At 43.0% G+C, this 17,402-nt stretch carries 17 protein-coding genes; 9 read left to right on the plus strand and 8 right to left on the minus strand.

The window, feature by feature from the left end:
• Window positions 1–163 precede the first annotated feature (163 nt).
• Window positions 164–361 carry a hypothetical protein gene (locus KUV50_RS11875; RefSeq protein WP_222580373.1) on the plus strand — a complete coding sequence of 66 codons (198 nt, stop codon included), beginning with the start codon at window positions 164–166 and terminating at the stop codon, window positions 359–361.
• 27 nt (window positions 362–388) lie between these two features.
• Here KUV50_RS11875 and KUV50_RS11880 read toward each other — a convergent pair whose 3' ends face one another.
• Window positions 389–1,261 (minus strand): bile acid:sodium symporter family protein, encoded by an 873-nt coding sequence (locus KUV50_RS11880; RefSeq protein ID WP_222580374.1) that lies wholly within the window; start codon window positions 1,259–1,261, stop codon window positions 389–391.
• A gap of 233 nt (window positions 1,262–1,494) precedes the next feature.
• Window positions 1,495–2,238, minus strand: coding sequence for a glycosyltransferase family 39 protein (locus tag KUV50_RS11885; RefSeq protein WP_222580375.1), 744 nt, complete (start codon window positions 2,236–2,238; stop codon window positions 1,495–1,497).
• 278 nt (window positions 2,239–2,516) lie between these two features.
• Here KUV50_RS11885 and KUV50_RS11890 point away from each other — a divergent pair, with 278 nt between their 5' ends.
• Complete coding sequence (locus KUV50_RS11890) at window positions 2,517–2,804, plus strand: hypothetical protein (RefSeq protein WP_222580376.1); 288 nt, start codon at window positions 2,517–2,519, stop codon at window positions 2,802–2,804.
• Window positions 2,805–3,319: 515 nt separating this feature from the next.
• Here KUV50_RS11890 and KUV50_RS11895 read toward each other — a convergent pair.
• The 3 genes from KUV50_RS11895 to KUV50_RS11905 are packed head-to-tail and all read right to left on the minus strand — an operon-like array spanning window position 3,320 to window position 5,404.
• Window positions 3,320–3,817 (minus strand): metallophosphoesterase family protein, encoded by a 498-nt coding sequence (locus KUV50_RS11895; RefSeq protein WP_222580377.1) that lies wholly within the window; start codon window positions 3,815–3,817, stop codon window positions 3,320–3,322.
• Window positions 3,814–4,794, minus strand: coding sequence for a zinc-binding alcohol dehydrogenase family protein (locus KUV50_RS11900; RefSeq protein ID WP_222580378.1), 981 nt, complete (start codon window positions 4,792–4,794; stop codon window positions 3,814–3,816). Before KUV50_RS11900 ends, KUV50_RS11895 begins: the two co-directional genes overlap by 4 nt.
• Entirely contained in the window at window positions 4,703–5,404 is a 702-nt protein-coding gene (locus tag KUV50_RS11905; protein WP_222580379.1) for a DUF502 domain-containing protein, read from the minus strand. The genes KUV50_RS11900 and KUV50_RS11905 overlap by 92 nt, the downstream gene beginning before the upstream one ends.
• Before the next feature lie 74 nt (window positions 5,405–5,478).
• Between KUV50_RS11905 and KUV50_RS11910 the strand changes: the two genes are divergently transcribed.
• The 5 genes from KUV50_RS11910 to KUV50_RS11930 all read left to right on the plus strand — a co-directional run bounded on the left by KUV50_RS11910 (window position 5,479) and on the right by KUV50_RS11930 (window position 10,255).
• On the plus strand, window positions 5,479–6,432 hold the full coding sequence (locus KUV50_RS11910; protein WP_222580380.1) for a pyridoxal-phosphate dependent enzyme: 954 nt from the start codon (window positions 5,479–5,481) through the stop codon (window positions 6,430–6,432).
• Between the two features lie 7 nt (window positions 6,433–6,439).
• Window positions 6,440–7,255, plus strand: coding sequence for a 3-methyl-2-oxobutanoate hydroxymethyltransferase (panB, locus tag KUV50_RS11915; protein ID WP_222580381.1), 816 nt, complete (start codon window positions 6,440–6,442; stop codon window positions 7,253–7,255).
• Window positions 7,255–8,280, plus strand: coding sequence for an endolytic transglycosylase MltG (gene mltG, locus KUV50_RS11920; RefSeq protein WP_222580382.1), 1,026 nt, complete (start codon window positions 7,255–7,257; stop codon window positions 8,278–8,280). Before panB ends, mltG begins: the two co-directional genes overlap by 1 nt.
• A 1-nt stretch (window position 8,281) precedes the next feature.
• Entirely contained in the window at window positions 8,282–9,670 is a 1,389-nt protein-coding gene (gene tilS / locus KUV50_RS11925; protein WP_222580383.1) for a tRNA lysidine(34) synthetase TilS, read from the plus strand.
• An 87-nt stretch (window positions 9,671–9,757) separates the two neighbouring features.
• Window positions 9,758–10,255: a DinB family protein gene (locus KUV50_RS11930; protein ID WP_222580384.1), complete on the plus strand. Its 498-nt coding sequence runs from the start codon at window positions 9,758–9,760 to the stop codon at window positions 10,253–10,255.
• 241 nt (window positions 10,256–10,496) lie between these two features.
• Here KUV50_RS11930 and KUV50_RS11935 read toward each other — a convergent pair whose 3' ends face one another.
• From KUV50_RS11935 to mdh, 3 genes are all read right to left on the minus strand, one after another.
• Window positions 10,497–11,402 (minus strand): hypothetical protein, encoded by a 906-nt coding sequence (locus KUV50_RS11935; protein WP_222580385.1) that lies wholly within the window; start codon window positions 11,400–11,402, stop codon window positions 10,497–10,499.
• A 359-nt stretch (window positions 11,403–11,761) separates the two neighbouring features.
• A complete protein-coding gene (locus tag KUV50_RS11940) occupies window positions 11,762–12,853 on the minus strand; it encodes a vWA domain-containing protein (RefSeq protein WP_222580386.1) in 1,092 nt (363 codons plus the stop codon).
• Window positions 12,854–13,480: 627 nt separating this feature from the next.
• The gene (mdh, locus tag KUV50_RS11945) at window positions 13,481–14,416 is read right to left on the minus strand and encodes a malate dehydrogenase (protein WP_222580387.1); all 936 of its coding nucleotides are present in this window, start codon (window positions 14,414–14,416) and stop codon (window positions 13,481–13,483) included.
• Between the two features lie 87 nt (window positions 14,417–14,503).
• On the opposite strand from mdh, the gene KUV50_RS11950 reads away from it, so the two are divergent.
• Both KUV50_RS11950 and sucC read left to right on the plus strand, forming a co-directional pair.
• Window positions 14,504–16,033, plus strand: coding sequence for a T9SS type A sorting domain-containing protein (locus KUV50_RS11950; RefSeq protein ID WP_222580388.1), 1,530 nt, complete (start codon window positions 14,504–14,506; stop codon window positions 16,031–16,033).
• Between the two features lie 164 nt (window positions 16,034–16,197).
• Complete coding sequence (gene sucC, locus KUV50_RS11955) at window positions 16,198–17,397, plus strand: ADP-forming succinate--CoA ligase subunit beta (protein ID WP_222580389.1); 1,200 nt, start codon at window positions 16,198–16,200, stop codon at window positions 17,395–17,397.
• The last annotated feature ends 5 nt before the right edge of the window (window positions 17,398–17,402 follow it).

Genomic DNA, 17,402 nt, shown 5'->3' on the forward strand with positions numbered 1-17,402 from the left:
ACCAACTGTAAATCATCTTGGTTGATGAAATAAGTGCCCAGGGATTTCTAACAGATCATCGTTTTGATAGAATTGATACAAATGTTGACGAAATCACACAATTCAGTCAAAATTGATCGGTCTCTATTTTAGGAATCCCATTTCTTCTTTTTAGTTTTCACGTATGAAAAATACAATTGGAATTATATTAACGGTAATAGGTCTGTTAGGAACCATCATTTTTGGGATTCAGGCCGCGCAAGATTCAGAAACTTTTAGTTTTCTTGGATTGGATATTGGGGTCAGTTCAGCAAACTGGACACCGGTCATTATCAGTGTGATCCTTTTAATTGTTGGCGTGATAGTAATGGGACGTAAATAAACGGCGTCAGTTATAGATCACCCATTTTTAGATCTCAGTTTTTGGAGCAGGTAAGTTATTTACTCCCCAGTATATGATCATGCCGGCCGTGAAAAACATAATGATGCTGTAGACCGCTGGCGCAATAGCAAAGGCTGCATTATTCAGTAATCCACCCGCAACAGCCAAGGCGAGGGTTCCATTTTGCATCCCTGATTCTATGGAGATACTCGTCGATTGCTGTGGGCTCAAACTAAACACCCGGCCCAAAAAGAATCCTACCAATATGGTTGTAATGTTGAGCAATAAGCTCACAATACCAGCATCCACAAAATAACCCGGCAACACATCCTTTTCCTTGATCACGACACCTACTATAATCAGGATTAGAATTGCTGCGGAAGCAATACGGACCGTTTTACCCAATTTGTTCGCAACGTGCGGCCAAAAATGACGGACAGTCATGCCAAGCGCTACCGGAATTAGTACGATCATGCTAATTTTTACGATCGTTTCCAGGAAGTCCAAACGAATCATCTCCGATTGATCTAAAAAAGACTCCATGGCAAAATTCACAATCAAAGGAATAGTCACTACGGTGATCACACTGGTAACGGCTGTCAATGAGACTGATAATGCCGCATCCGCTCTGGAAAGGTGGGTAATTAGATTGGAGGTAGCCCCGCCCGGACACGCTGCCAGAATCATTACGCCAACGGCAATTTCAGCCGGAACATTCATCAGAAGAACAAGCGCATAGCCGATCAGAGGAAGTAACACAAGCTGACTGACCAGTCCGATAACCATGGCTTTGGGATAGCGCACCACCCGCTTAAAATCGTCAACAACCAGGGAAAGCCCCATACCCCACATCACCAACATTAAGCCAATGGCCAGGATTAGATTTGATATACTATCCATACTTCTACAATTGAGGTTTAGATTTTGCCTGTAAAATAATAAAATATATTAAATAGTCACAGTTGTTTTGAACTTGAGTCAAAAAGTAGCTGAAGCTTCCAGCTCCGAATCGGCAGCGATTACCAGAAGCTCAATTATATCTATCGCTAGAACCATGCATCTCCTGCATGAATCAAACAAGGCATTCATTACTTAACAGCAATCAAATGGGTGAAAAACGCACGATTTATTTTTTATCCATCGGGAAATGATTCACCGACATTGTGCCAATACCCGTATTTTTCGGAGGCATAGGGTGCATAGCCAAAATACCAAAGGCAGGACAAGGCGACCGGGACTAAGGTGATCAACCCCCAGTTGATGATTCTTTGTTTATCCACGGAGTACTTCAACAAGTAGATGAGCGGAAAAAGTAAATACATACCAGCCGGCAACTTTGCTAACAGGCCCAGGGCAGCCAGTAGGACATAACCGGCCAGATTTTTCCATCCACCTCGGCTGAAGTAATTGAAACAAAAGTGCAACGCCATAAAGAGAAAAGAAACAGCCATGGTATCCTGCATGGTCTCGCGCGAAAAGATCAACCACAGCGACGTGGTCAGGATTAATGTCGCAAAGAAACCCACGCGTTCTGTGAAAAATCGGCGAACGAGCAAAAAGAAAAAATACAACCCCAAAGAAGATACGATGAGATTGATCAGCCGGCCGTACCAATCCTGATACCCAAAGGGTTGAGAAAGCAAGTACATCCCATAATACAAAATCGGAGCTTCCAGCACCAGAATACCGGTTCCGCCGGCATTATCATCAATCCGCGGATGGAAAAAATTCGCATCGGTCTCCACAAAATTGCGGGCATACATTAGTCCTGTGGATTGACGCCAGGTGTGTTCATATCCTATGGGGGGCTGGGTGGTAAAAGCCAGACGAAGAATGAATAATAGACAAACAAACAGGGTGACATATTTGTGAAGCATATGTATATAGATAATATATTTCTACATTTTTCATCAAATATATAGAATTATAATTTTTGCTATATGACTTCAAACTTTTTTCGAAGTTCCAAAATCTATCCTTGATCTACTTATTTTTAATCATTTGTTGGTCTTGCGAAGAGCACAACATACATGGTAATACTTTAGCGAAAGGTATTTGGGCAGTCCAATCGGTTCAAAGTATAGATACAACTCAATTTTCTGAATTCAATTTTCTGATTTCTTCTCAGATATCTTTTAATATTTGTAAAAAAAGCATGAATAATGACTGGGGGACCAATGACGAAAACTATGGAGAATGCTGGATGATTCTAAGTAGGCCCATCGACCATCAATTCACCCAGGACGAATACCGGTTCCACATTGTAAATGATGAGTTATTAACAATCAAACGACTGGAAGACCACTCGGATAAGAAATTGCCGGATCTCACCGGATCCTATACTTATCACATCGATGGTCGAAATATGGTCATGAAGTATCAAGGAACAGACAGGCCTGGACTGAAGAATCTGGAAATCCATTGTTGGGATTGGGAACCGTAATGATTTTAAATTTATCAATGAATCCAATGGCAAGGAGTTGTTTGCGGCTTTCTATTTTTAAGTTGCTACAGTTAAATTACTTTCAATTTTAAAAATGTTGTCAAAAAAATATGTCGCAACCTCAATTGACCTGTGTCAATTTTCTTATATAAGCTGTAGATCTCCCAACAAGATGTATTCTTTGAGATTGGGGGGCAGATACCCTTCAGAAACCAAATCAACCGGATAAACCAATAGTTCTTCGAGCTTGTTTTTAATTCCAGCTGATCAAAAGATAAACAGTCATTTCAATTTTGGACAGAATTGAATAGATGATTATCTCATCTATTCATTCGAAAATACCGCAGCTACCAGTAAATGGAATAGGTTTTGATAACCAAGGATCTAAGCTCCCGGCAATTATCCTAAAAAAGAAATCATCCGTTACTAACCACCTAAACTCAATTTCTCATACGTTCCAACTACTATAATCTATATACTATAATCTATATACTATAATCTATATACTATAATTTTCATCTCCCACGCCGACCCAATTCCACCGCCTTCATATTCGTAACCTTTCCTTCCAGGATATCGAAAGTGATCAGGGTACGCACCACATGAAATCCATGTTGGCCCACCGCACCCGGATTGACGTACAGTAAATTGAAGCGTTTATCAAACTGTACTTTTAGGATATGTGAATGACCGCAAATCAAAAAGCCGGGCTGGAATTCTTTGATCAACGCACGCACCCGGGGATTGTACGATCCCACTCGGCCGGCGATGTGGATCATCAGGAATCGATTCCCATCGATATCGATCACCTCGTATTCCGGCCATTCCGTTCGTACCTGATGATCGTCAATATTTCCATACACCACCCGAAGAGGTGCTGCAAGCTTCAGCTGATCGGCAATTCGGAGTGATCCAATATCACCGGCATGCCATATCTCATCAACCCCTTTTAGCGCATCCAAAATGGAATCATCGAGATAATTATGTGTATCAGAAAGTAAACCTATTTTCAATGGGCATTGATTTTGATCACAATCTTACCGAATGCTTCCGGATTGATCAAATAATCGAAGGCTTGATTCGCTTCATCCATAGAAAAAACCCGATCTACATATGGACGGACCTGATGTTCTCTTACAAAATCAACCATATCGGCAAAATCCTGGTCACTGCCCATGGTAGAGCCCGTCAGATGAATCTGTTTCCAAAACACCTTCGCGGCCGGTACTTGGGTCCAGGGCCCCAGTGTAGCGCCATAAGCAACCAACCGTCCCCCCGGCCTCAGTACATCGATATAATCTTTCACTGTTTCTCCACCGGCGCCATCGAGAATCAGATCAAAACCACCAACCTCCTCTTTTGCATTTTGGAGCCATTCCAGATCAGTTCGATAGTTCCAACCGTTAATACAGCCCCAGCTGATAACTGTTTCTATTTTTTCGTCCGATGAGGAGTTTATATAGACCTGAGCACTTTTGGCGAGCGCCAGCTTGACCGCCAGACTGGCCACGCCTCCACCCACCCCGGTGATCAACACCTTCTGGCCAGGTTGCAATCTGCCCTGGATAAACAATGCCCGGTAAGCAGTCACACCAGCCAACGGCAGACACGCCCCCTCTGGATCTGTCAAATGATCCGGCACCTCATAAATCTTATCAGCCGGCACTGATATATATTCTGCGAGGGTCCCCTGATCAGGCATGCCGACCAATTGAAACTCCGGTTGTTGGGAAGCCTGGTTCTCTCCCCAATTCAGCCCAGGATTAAAAAAGACCCTTCTACCATCAGTCTCATCGATTCCCAGGCCGTCCGACCCCAACACCACCGGCAGATCAATCCGGGGGTACTGTCCCTGCTGGATCCAGTAATCCCGTCTATTGAGTCCTGCAAAAGAAAGCTTAATGCGTGATCGGTTCTTCGTAGCTTTTGGTTTCGGAATGACTGTCGGAATCAACGGGCTCTTTAGGTTTTTCAACAGGAGCGCTTTCATACTTGAAGTGTTTATTGAGGATATGAGCAGAACCGGTACCAACTCCGATAATAGAACGCATGGCTTCCTCGCCTTTTACATCCACATGTCTGAGCTGATGTCGTTTGACATGGTATATAAATCCACTGGTCGGATTGGGACCAGTCGGGACGAAGACGGTCACGTAATCTCCGATGGTTTCATCCGTCATAAAAGCGGTCGTCAATGTATCCGTCCCATACAAATCAACCAAGACAACTTTGAATAGGTTCATATTGGAATTACCCAATAATTGGTGAACCGCTTCCCGCAAAGTTCCATAATAAGGGAGTTTAAAAAGGATTCTTCGTTCAATCCGGTCGACCCATCTTTGTCCCCCATTGGTACTGACCAACAGCCCCACTAAGAAGCACAATACGACCAGAAATACAAAGGCAAAAAGATCCACCAACAAAGGATAATTGAAGGCTTCATAAGCGTCCGATAACCCCAAAAGTGGTTTTGCTATTCCCGAAATGGAGTAAAATAAAAAACTGACCAATAAGTAAAAAAGTCCCAATGGGAGCAGAACAACCAATCCTCCGATCAGCGTTGTTTTCAAAAAGTTTGTGGTACCATCATCTCTACGCATTCGCAATATTTATTACTTTTGAATTACTAAACCTCATTATTGAACAATGTCAAAGACAAGTCAGTGATTTTAATATGAATCTTACGGAGTATCGACACATTCAGAATATAGTCCGGCCACACATAAGCCAGACTCCTGTATTATCCTCTACTATACTAAACGAAACGTACGGGGCAAAACTTTTGTTTAAATGCGAAAATTTTCAGAAAACAGGTTCATTTAAATTCCGAGGAGCATTATATGCTGCCCAAGCCAAATTATCAAAACACAACGTTGACTTATTAACGGGGCATTCTTCCGGTAATTTTGCACAAGCTCTGGCGAAGACCGCACAATTTTTGAAAAAACAGGCTGTGCTGGTGATGCCAGAAAATGCTCCGTCGACGAAGGTAGAAGCAGTACAGCGCTATGGCGGGGAAATCATTTTCTCGGGGAACAGCCCGTCAGATCGCGAAAATAAAATGGCCGAATATTTAAAAATCAATCCGGAAGCCGTGTTTATACACCCTTCCAATGATCTTGATATGATCCATGGCAATGCCACCTGTGCCGGTGAATTCCTGGAAATGCATCCGGAAATAGAAAACCTGATCGTCCCTGTCGGCGGTGGTGGACTACTTGCTGGAACTGCGCTGGCCCGCCATTCGCTATCGCCGGAAACAGCGGTTTATGGTGCGGAGCCCGCAGGTGCAGATGACGCTCAAAAATCATTTCAGTCTCAATCCATCGTTCCCAGCATTGCTCCAGACACCATTGCGGATGGTCTGCGAACCCAATTGGGGGATCAGAATTTCCCTATAATTTTAGAATATGTGGAAGACATTCTGACAGTAACGGATGAAGAAATCATCGAGGCCATGAAAGATATTTACCGATTTCTGAAAATAGTAATCGAACCCTCGTCGGCAGTACCGCTGGCATTAGTACGCAAACAGCCCAGGATTTTTAAAGATAAAATCAATGGGATCATATTGACCGGAGGAAATATAGATTTCCGTACCTTGGCCCACTTAATAACCAATAATTAAACGAATCATGTCTATCTCTAAAGAAGTCAAAAGAATAACCGTCCATACCCTTCGACAAATGAAGGATTCCGGCGAAAAAATTGCCATGCTCACGGCCTACGATTATTCCATGGCTCGCATTCTGGATGACGCCGGCATAGAGGTTCTTCTGGTTGGTGATTCGGCGTCCAATGTCATGGCGGGACATGAAACAACACTCCCGATCACCCTGGATCAGATGATTTATCATGCCAGTAGTGTCGTTCGGGGGATTCAAAAGGCATTGGTTGTAGTGGATCTTCCATTTGGGACCTATCAGGGTAATTCCAAAAAGGCGCTGTCTTCAGCCATTCGTATTATGAAAGAGTCCGGAGCGCACGCAGTAAAAATAGAAGGCGGGCAAGAGATTAAAGAAAGCATCAAACGAATTTTATCGGCTGGCGTGCCCGTCATGGGACACCTGGGTTTGACGCCGCAGTCTATCTACAAATTTGGAACTTACACAGTCCGGGCGAAAGAAGTCACTGAGGCCGAACGGCTGAAATCCGATGCGATACTTCTCGAGAAATTAGGTTGCTTTGCTTTAGTCCTGGAAAAGATCCCAGCAGATCTGGCAGCAGAAGTAACCGCCAGCGTCGGCATCCCTGTCATCGGGATCGGAGCCGGGGACCAGGTGGATGGACAAGTGTTGGTCACCCATGATATGCTGGGGATAACCAAAGATTTCAAACCGCGCTTCTTGCGACGATACGTCGATCTTTTCGAATCCATACACCATGCTGCCGGATCGTACCGGAAAGATGTGAAAAGTGGTGATTTTCCGAACGAAAACGAACAATACTAATGAAATGGTGGTGGGCCATAGGCAGTCTGTTTTTGCTCGGAAGTATCGTAGCCGGCTGGATGGGATATCAGTATTACCAGGCTTTATTTGCGGTGAATATCGATAAATCGCAGTCTGGTATTCTCTATATATATCCCGGTACAAATGCAGACTCCCTCAAAACCCGACTGGAGAATCACCTCATCCACCCATCTACATTTCAGCGGGCAGCAAAAGCCATGAAATTTAAAGATGAGGATCTGGAAGTCGGCCGATACAACATCCACGCCGTTCAGACAAACCGGGAATTGATCAATCTGTTGCGTGCCGGAAGAAAAGAAGCCGTCAATGTCGTCATCCACAATGAACGGGATGTCGAATTGATCTCCGGCAAACTGGACCAGTACTTCCTGATGGATTCCACAGAAATACTAAATTGCCTGACCAATTCCCCGATACTCAAGAAAGCCGGTTTTAGCGCAGACAGTCTCCTTACTTTATTTATCCCCAATACCTATCAGATGTATTGGAGTACGTCCTGTGAAAAGTTAGCCAATCGTCTGATTCGGGAACACGGCCAATTCTGGTCACAAAAGAACAGAAAAGCAAAGGCCGATGCTCAAGGCCTGTCACCGAAAGAGGTATACACCTTAGCCTCCATTGTAGACAGAGAAACGCTGGCGGCACGGGAAAAGCCGATTGTGGCCCGACTATACTTGAACCGATTGAAAAATAATATTCCACTTCAAGCAGATCCGACCGTCGTCTTTGCAAACAAAATATTCGACACCCGCCGGGTGTTGTATAAACATCTGGAACTAGATTCCCCATACAACACGTATATGTACGCGGGGTTACCTCCAGGCCCGATCGGTATCGCCAGCATCAGCGGAATCGATGCTGTACTAAATCCGGACGACAACAAATACCTCTATATGGTAGCTAAACCTGATAATAGCGGCCTGCATAATTTCTCCACGACCTTGTCGCAACACAATCGGTACGCCCGGCAGTATCAGCGATGGTTAAATCAAAGAGGCTTGTAGCATGAATGATCTTCCATCGCAGGTTCAAAACAGTTTATGCGAGCTAATTTCCAATGAAGAACGTATTTCCCAAATCAATTTCCTTTTGGCCGTCAGCGGTGGGATGGATTCGATGGTCATGGCCCACGTATTTCTAAACCTAAAACTCAATTTTGGAATTGCCCATTTCAATTTCAAATTGCGTGAAGAAGCCTCAGATCTCGATGAAGAATTAATCGTTCAGTTTTGCAAAAACAATGAGATCCCGTGTCATATAAAATCAGAAGACACCAACCGGGCTGCACAGAAAAGAAATCTTTCTGTACAGGAAGTCGCCCGGGAGCTTCGGTATGAATTTTTTGACAGTGTAATGTCCACAGAGAATTATCATTACGTGTGTACCGCTCATCATGGCAATGACCAGCTGGAGACTTTTTTTATTCATTTATTCCGCGGATCCGGGCTAAAAGGATTGTGTGGCATTCCTGAAAAAAGAGATCGAATCCTCCGACCAATGCTTTGGATTCCTCAGAGTCATTTGGAGCACTACGCAAAATCTCAGGCTGTCCCCTACCGAGAGGATATCACCAACCAATCAGACAAATATCTTCGCAACAGAATCCGTCATCACCTTGTAGCCCCGATCATCAAATGGGACGAACAACACCTAAGCAAATCTTTACACTCAATATCTCTATTAACTGACTACCAATCATATATATCTCAACAACTAAACATCTACATTAATGACTACGTAGTACCCTTATCGCCAGATATTGAACGAATAAACCTGACTGATTCATGCATCGAGGATTCTTCATGGTTGTTTATGCTAAAGCTGTATTTACTGGAACGCGGACTGTTTACAGACAGCATAGCGGATTTCACAAACAGCATCGGAGAATGGAAAACGGGAGCACGTTATAAAGGTAAAAATAGTACAGCGTGGTATGATCGAAAATCTCTTTGGCTGATCAAGGATACATTCTACAATGATTGGGAATCCGGAGATGTAATTGAAGTCAGGGATAAGAACCAGACATTCCTCCCGGGAGGAGATCGAATCCAAATTTACGCCGACCTAGAAACAGTGAAATCGCATACATGGAATATCCCTGTTACCAAACATGCGGTCACATTCCCACTTATACTTCGACATCGTCAGCCTGGAGATTATATCGAATTGGGAACGCCCCCCTACTATCGAAAAAGCCTCAAAAAATTGCTGAATGATTTTCGTATCCCCCGAGTATTTAAGGACCGGCTCTATATTTTGACGGATGCTGAAAATAGAATCATCGCTCTTCCCGGATTGATTAATAGTCCCAAATACACCGCTTCGAAGACCAGCGAAATCATCATAGGATACCACAGTAGTTTGCCTTTTTTATTTGACCTTGATGACGATTAATTTTTATTCGGCCACGAAAGTGGTGATGGTTTTGTATATTGAGATTGAATCTTTGTTTGATAAATTTGCATTCATCCAGAATTACCTATGAATACATTGACTGTGCTCCAAAACGAATTTGAGGAAGAAACTAATAAAGTTCGAAAATTTCTTGAGATCGTACCCGACGACAAATTAGACTGGAAGCCTCATGATAGAAGCATGACTATGGAAGCTTTGGCGGTCCATCTTGCAGAAATTCCAGGATGGCCAGATATGATGATTCATACGGAGGAACTTGATTTCCAAACCAGTGACTATAAACCCACCACGGTGAAGAACACCACAGAACTGTTAGAGCTTTTCGAAACTTCGTACAAAAAGGGGAAATCAGCGCTGAAAAAAGCCAATGAAAGTGCACTTGACGATCGATGGACCATGCGAAGTGGTGAGCAGGTCTTACTTGATTTAAACAAATACGAGGCCATACGCCATGCCTTGAACCAGATTACACATCATCGGGCGCAGCTTGGTGTTTATCTTCGCCTACTGGACATTCCCATACCAGGGAGTTATGGGCCGAGTGCTGATGATTCAAATTTCTAATCGCCAGACTTGGTGCGTGATCAGCACAATCCACCCGACCAGTTCATCAAGATCTTAATCACCAACATCGAAGCAGCCATAGTTTTCATTCAAAGGTTTCTTCCGGAAGAGACATCAAAACGTTTGGAATTGTGAACACTTCGGCTCACGGGTAATACTTTTTGAATACATAATTACCGCATATATTCCGAAATATTATACCGCATTATCAAATACAAATGGTATAATACATTTGCGATTTTTATTTCTGCGGATTTCCAAACAAATCCCGTTTCTCTTTTGATCTCTCCCGACCACCCGGTGCTTCCTCCATCACCTGATCAAATACTTTTTCAATAAAAACCAATTTCTGCTTTTCATCATCAATCTCAAAACCGGAATAAGTCCCATCCGGCACGCGCATAATCTTTTGTTCGGGTATGTCGCTGGGCATAAAAATTAAATGGTCAAAAATAATCTTATCGCGTCCGGAATCATATCGTAAAGTTGCCGGTGCCTGCACCGAATAATCCAAAATAAATCGTCGTTTCCAAAACTCCTTCGGCAATCCTTCTTCCATTTCTATCAAATGCTGGCCAAAAGAAAGCGCTCCGTTCGCTATCACCATGGACTCCAAGACCTTTCTTTTGGTAAAGAAGTGATAGTTGTCCAAACCAAATAAAAGAATCACCAATTCATCATTGGATTCAATAATTGGATGCATCTGATAATACAACGCTCCGTACCAATTGTCGGGCATCATTTCCAAGTAATCCAGATCCTGGTCATCTTCCCAAATCTCCGAATCATCATTCAGGAACACAGGTTCTTTTAATCGACTGCTTTGCACCCAGCCACCATATTCATAGGTGGAGGTGTCGCGATAGAGCTGATAAGTCACTATTCGCAGCTCGAGGTCATTATTTTCCAATACGGCCAATCCTTCAAATCGGGGAAATGAATCCTGAAAATCCGAATACTGTTTGATAAAATCACCCAGGTTACTATTCAGATAATCAAATGCTTCTATGCGAGCATCAAGATCCTGATTCCGAATCAACTCATGGGCATGCAACTCAATGGAGTCCGGACTAACTACGGTCTGACTATAACCCTGCGTCAACCAACTAAAAAGTAATATTAAAATGCTTGAAAGGTTTGATCTCATATTAAAACTCTGATTTGATATTGAACGATATCATCAAACTCGATATTACAACACTATGAGGGTGAACAAAGAATGGAGAACCTGGTCAAAATCACCCTAATAAAATCATAACTACCAACACTCTTGATATGGACTGATTTCCAAGTAAAAAATGAGGATTGTCATCGACAATCTTCAAATCTTTGGGGACACCCCCTGTTAAGTATCTCTCCCCATGCGAATAAAAGGTTTTTTGAGGTACTTCATCCGCGGTATTCCTACCATGGGGTAGAGTTAGCCCTTTCGAAGCCAGAAGTTCTGGCGATAATTAATCCTTCCAAATCTTAGTCATCCTAACTATCCTAGTCATCCTAGTCTTTCTAGTTCTTCTTTCGCTGGCTGTAGTCTCGCAGAATAAATTCACCCAATTGATCCACATCAGAATAAAAAGCTTTACCACTATTTGCACGGGTAAACATTTCCACATATTCTTTCAGGTATGGATCAGATGCAATCATAAAAGTCGTAATCGGTATATGCAATTTTTTGAACCGTGTCGCCAAATTCAGGGTTCTATTCATAATGGTACGATCCAGACCAAATGGGTTCTTGTAATACTTTTTGCCTTTTTTTATGCACGTCGGTTTTCCGTCGGTAATGAGCAGAACCTGCTTATTGGGATTCCGTCGTTTATGGAGTAAGCTCAATGCCAACTCGAGGCCGGCCACGGTATTGGTATGATAGGGGCCCACTTGAAGATAAGGTAAGTCTTCAATTTTTATCTGCCACGCATCATCACCAAATACGATGACATCCAGACTATCCTTGGGAAAGCGTGTCCGTATAAATTCGGACAACGCCATGGCTACTTTTTTCGCTGGTGTAATTCTATCTTCACCATACAAGATCATGGAATGTGATATATCAATCATGAGCACCGTACTCATCTGGCTCTGATAATAGGTATCGTGAACCTCCAGATCTTGCTGTGTCATCATGAATTCATCAATACCATGATTAATGTAAGCATTCTTCAAGGATTCGGACAGTGCAATGTTTTCGATGCGGTCTCCAAACTCATACCCTTTAAGATCAGAACTGTAATCATCTCCCTTTCCCGCTATATTCGTGTTGTGGCGTCCACTTTTCCCGCGGTTTATTTTACCAAAAATATCTTCAAAGGCTTGTTTTCGAATTTTGATATTCATCTTGCTGGTCGGTGTATACTTACCCGACTTCCAGGAAGTTTCCTGAAGGTACCCTTTGTCCATCATCTCATCGATAAAATCCGACAAAGTGTAATCTTCGCCAGTCAGATGATACATATTATCCAACTGGGTCAACCAGGACAATGCTTCTTCCACATTGCCTCCGGCCTGACTCAGTAATTCTTTGAAAATATCAAGCAACTGCTCAAAATCAGCCTCATCATTTGAATCAGGAATATAATCGGAAATTAGCCATCCTCGCATAATTCTATTTTTAGTGTAAAACGCAAATTATACAGAATAGTTTCCGAACCACAGAAATGTCACCAGGCCTTTTTCGATATGATTCCAAAAAGTGTAGATAGAAAGGATACTCCCCTTCTATCACTGTAGTCTATTTGCATCTCACCCCATTTATGATGATTGCCATAAGCAACTTGTTACCATTTACTTAAATCCGAAACCACCGATAAATATATTCAATCTACTATATTCAATAAATCATTTAACTACAACACATAGCATATTGCGCCCCAACTGCTTAATCACTAAAACATCCTGGTTGCTGTTCGGAGAAGCACTTATTTCCGAAAAAGAATTTTCCAATTTCGTGCTACCTGCTCAAGACAAGGATGTTTTGATTCTTTCACCGAGTACGGATTGACTTCATTCCATCCCCCAATGGCATGATTATGCTCTGTCATACACAAGCCTATACCCCGTTCCGGCCTGGCCGGCTCGGGGTTATAATCAATCCTCTTCAACCTAGATCCACTTACAATCTCTGGGGAGGGTAAGTCGAGACAGCTTTCAGTTATCCCAATATTGGGTGACGTTGGACTTTTCCGGGTTAATTCGATGACTAGGCTGGAAACCGTGCATACCCAGGTATTACTTATTCTGCATTTCTTTGTACGTATCCATCACACCACGTACATGATTTTCAGATTCTTGCAATAATTCCATTTCTTCCTCATTGAGATCCAGCTCAATAACCTTTTTAATCCCTTCTTTACCCAGCTGGACCGGAACACCCAGAAAAATATCCTCCATACCGTACTCTCCATCAAGATATACACAGCAAGGAAATATTCGACCATCATCCTTTACAATCGATTCCACCATCTGAGCAGCAGCTGCACCGGGTGCATACCAAGCGGATGTTCCCATCAGGCCAACAAGTTCACCACCACCTTTCTTAGTTCGGGCTACTATACCATCCAATACCTCTTCTTCGATCATTTCGGTGACCGGGATTCCCGCCACAGTGGTATATCTAGGAAGCGGAACCATGGTATCCCCGTGTCCTCCCATGAGTACGGCCTGGATATCTCTGGGTGAAACTTCCAGTTCAGTCGCCAGAAAAGCGCGGTATCGCGCCGTATCCAAAATCCCAGCCATTCCAAAGACTTTGTTCTTGGGCAATCCAGAGTTAACATAGGCAGCATAAGTCATCACATCCAAAGGATTGGACACTACAATAATCGTCGGATTTTCACTGTGTTCAAGGATGGAGGTGGTGACCGCATTTACTATTTTTGCGTTGGTAGAAATCAGATCATCACGGCTCATGCCTGGTTTACGAGGAACCCCTGCTGTAATTACCACGATATCAGACCCTGCGGTTTCTTTATAATCTTCAGTACCTTTGATGCGTGTACTAAAAGACTCAATCGGTGATTGTTGCCAGGTATCCAATGCTTTGCCTCGTGCCAGATCTCCCTGGATGTCCAGCAAGACAACTTCATTCACAATGTCTTTGTGTGCCAACACATTGGCGACGGTGGCGCCTACATTTCCAGCTCCTACTACAGTTACTTTGCTCATAGATTTTAGATTTTATGGTATTTGTAAAACAACTTAATTATTATATAGTTATAACTTGCAAGATAATTTTTCATATTTTTGATCAGCATGAACATCTTTGAAAGTCATAAAATTTCGGGACGCAATGTAATAATAATTATACTAATCCTGAAAGCCTTTACCAGTCAATCTGCTTTTGCACAATCGACCGGCGAAGCATTTTGTGGTACACCGAGCCTGACAGAATATATAGGAGATGTAAACCAGTTGAAAAAACGCCCCGTTGTAAGAAGCAATAGCGTCGATTATTATCCCCTTCAGATTTTTTCAGTTGCAAAATCCAACGGCGAGGGCGGGTTATCAAGATTGGAGATACTGCGGGGACTCTGTACCCTCAATGATGATTTCCTGGACTATGGCTTGCAGTTTTATTTAAAAAATCCCATCCGTGAAATCAATAATGACGATTACTATGAACACAGCCAGTCCAATGGCTACAAGATGATGCGCAACAATAACGTCACCAATGTCTTCAACATATACATCGTTCAAGACCCCAATGGCACTTGCGGTTACTTTAGTCCCGCTAACGAGGCTGTGGCGATTGGACAACTTTGTTTTATCGGTGGCACCCATGCTTTGACTCATGAAATGGGGCATTATTTTGGGTTGCCTCATACTTTCAAAGGATGGGAGAAACGCAGTTACGACAAAGACAATGTGCCCAGATATCTCGGTATTCGAGGTCGGGACACCACTTATGTAGAGACCGTGGATGGATCCAACTGTAGTTTTTCTGGTGATGGATTCTGCGATACCCCACCCGATTATATTTCAGAGCGGTGGAACTGTACCAGTTCCGGTCTGAGTATCAAGACATATCTGGACCCCAACGGTGCTGAATTTGAGGTAGATGGAACCAATTTCATGTCCTATGCCCAAGACCGATGTCAAAGTATGTTCACTCCGGAGCAAACAGACCGAATGCACCAAATTTTAGAAACCAGATACAGCAACCGTCGTTACAAATTTATCCCTTCGCCTGAGGTAAAGGGTGAGGCGATTCGAATGACGGCACCAGCAGATCAGGTCGATGTGGATCACGAAGATGTCACCTTGACGTGGGACCCGCTGGCAGGAGCACAGGAATATATTGTCCAAATTTCCATCCTGCCAGGCATTCTATTCGACAAATACAATAAAATGCTTCAGTTTACGACGACAGAAACTGAAATCAAAATTCCGTCTAACCAGCTCAAACCAGAACAAAAATATTATTGGAGAATCATCCCATTGAACAGCTTTACTTTTTGCCCGGAACCAAGCGATCAAAGGGCATTTACGCCACAGGTAAAGTCCAATACGCATGTACTTCCTGATGGAGATAAAATTCGCATATATCCGAACATGATCTTTTCCGGCCAATCGGAAATAAAGATTCAGTACACCTTTAGTACGGCCAGACAGTTACTATTCAGCATCTATAATGTCCAAGGTCAGCTCATCCGCCATTCCAAGGAAAGAGTTATTGGCCATTCTGAATCATTGTTGTACACTGGAGATCTAAAAAGCGGCTTGTACCTGATACACATTTCTGACGGAAAAAACAGAGTACTTCAAAAATTGATGGTGCAGTAGACCTGTTGAGTATTGGAAGCTAGGACTGTTTTGGTGATTTTTAAGTACCCTATTTTATGCCGGATATAAAAACAAATAACAGATAGCAGAATATCCGATTACCAAAACAAGACAATCACATATATTTTTATACTTTTGCACTTCAACTATCTTAAATCACAGATATGAACTTACACGAATACCAGGGAAAAGAATTACTGAAGCAATACGGAGTCGACGTCCAGGAAGGCGTTGTCGTAGAGAACAAAGACAAACTGGGAGAAGCTTACCAGAAATTGAAGGATCAGACCAAAACCGATTTTGTTGTCGTTAAAGCTCAAATTCATGCCGGCGGACGAGGAAAAGGAGGCGGAGTTAAACTGGCAAAAAACAAGGAAGAATACCTTGAAATCTCCAACGACATTCTGGGGATGATGTTAAAGACACCGCAGACACCAGGTGGAATGGACGGAGAAGGAAAATTAGTCCAAAAGATTTTGGTGGCAGAGGATGTATATGCACCTGATTTTGAGGCCAATGATGAAATTTACATCTCTATTCTTACAGACCGGGAGAAAAATGCCAACGTTATCGTGTATTCCACGGAAGGCGGAATGGATATAGAAGCAGTTGCTGAAGAAACGCCCGAAAAAGTACACAAAGAATTTGTGGACCCAGAGCTGGGTTTACTACCATTTCAAAAAAGAAAAATTGCATTCAATCTGGGGCTGTCGGGCAAGGCTTTTAAAGGGATGACCAAATTTATTGGCAATCTGTATAAAGCCTTCACTTCAAGTGATGCTTCTTTATTTGAAATTAACCCATGTCTGCGTACTGGAGACGATCGTATCCTTGCCGTGGATTGTAAAGTAACGATCGATGACAATGCGCTATACCGTCACAAGGACATCGCTGAAATGAGAGATGAAAGTGAAGAAGACCCGACGGAAGTCGAAGCCAAAAACCATGGATTAAGTTATGTGAAGCTTGACGGAAATGTTGGATGTATGGTCAACGGAGCAGGTCTGGCTATGGCGACCATGGATATGATTAAGCTTTATGGCGGAGAACCGGCGAACTTTTTGGATGTCGGGGGAACCGCAGATGCAGCACGGGTAGAACAAGCCTTTCGCATCATACTAAAAGACGAAAATGTAAAAGCAATTCTCATCAATATTTTTGGCGGGATTGTCCGGTGTGACCGCGTCGCAAAAGGCGTCGTCGAAGCCGCGGGAAATATCGATATCACCGTTCCCATCATAGTCCGCCTCCAGGGTACCAATGCCGAACTCGGCAAGAAAATCATTGATGAAAGCGGATTGAAAGTTGAATCAGCCATATTATTGGAAGAAGCAGCTGAAGCTGTACAAAATGCATTGAAATAGATGAC

Source organism: Membranihabitans marinus, from assembly GCF_019802045.1.
Taxonomy (GTDB): domain Bacteria; phylum Bacteroidota; class Bacteroidia; order Chitinophagales; family Saprospiraceae; genus Membranihabitans; species Membranihabitans marinus_A.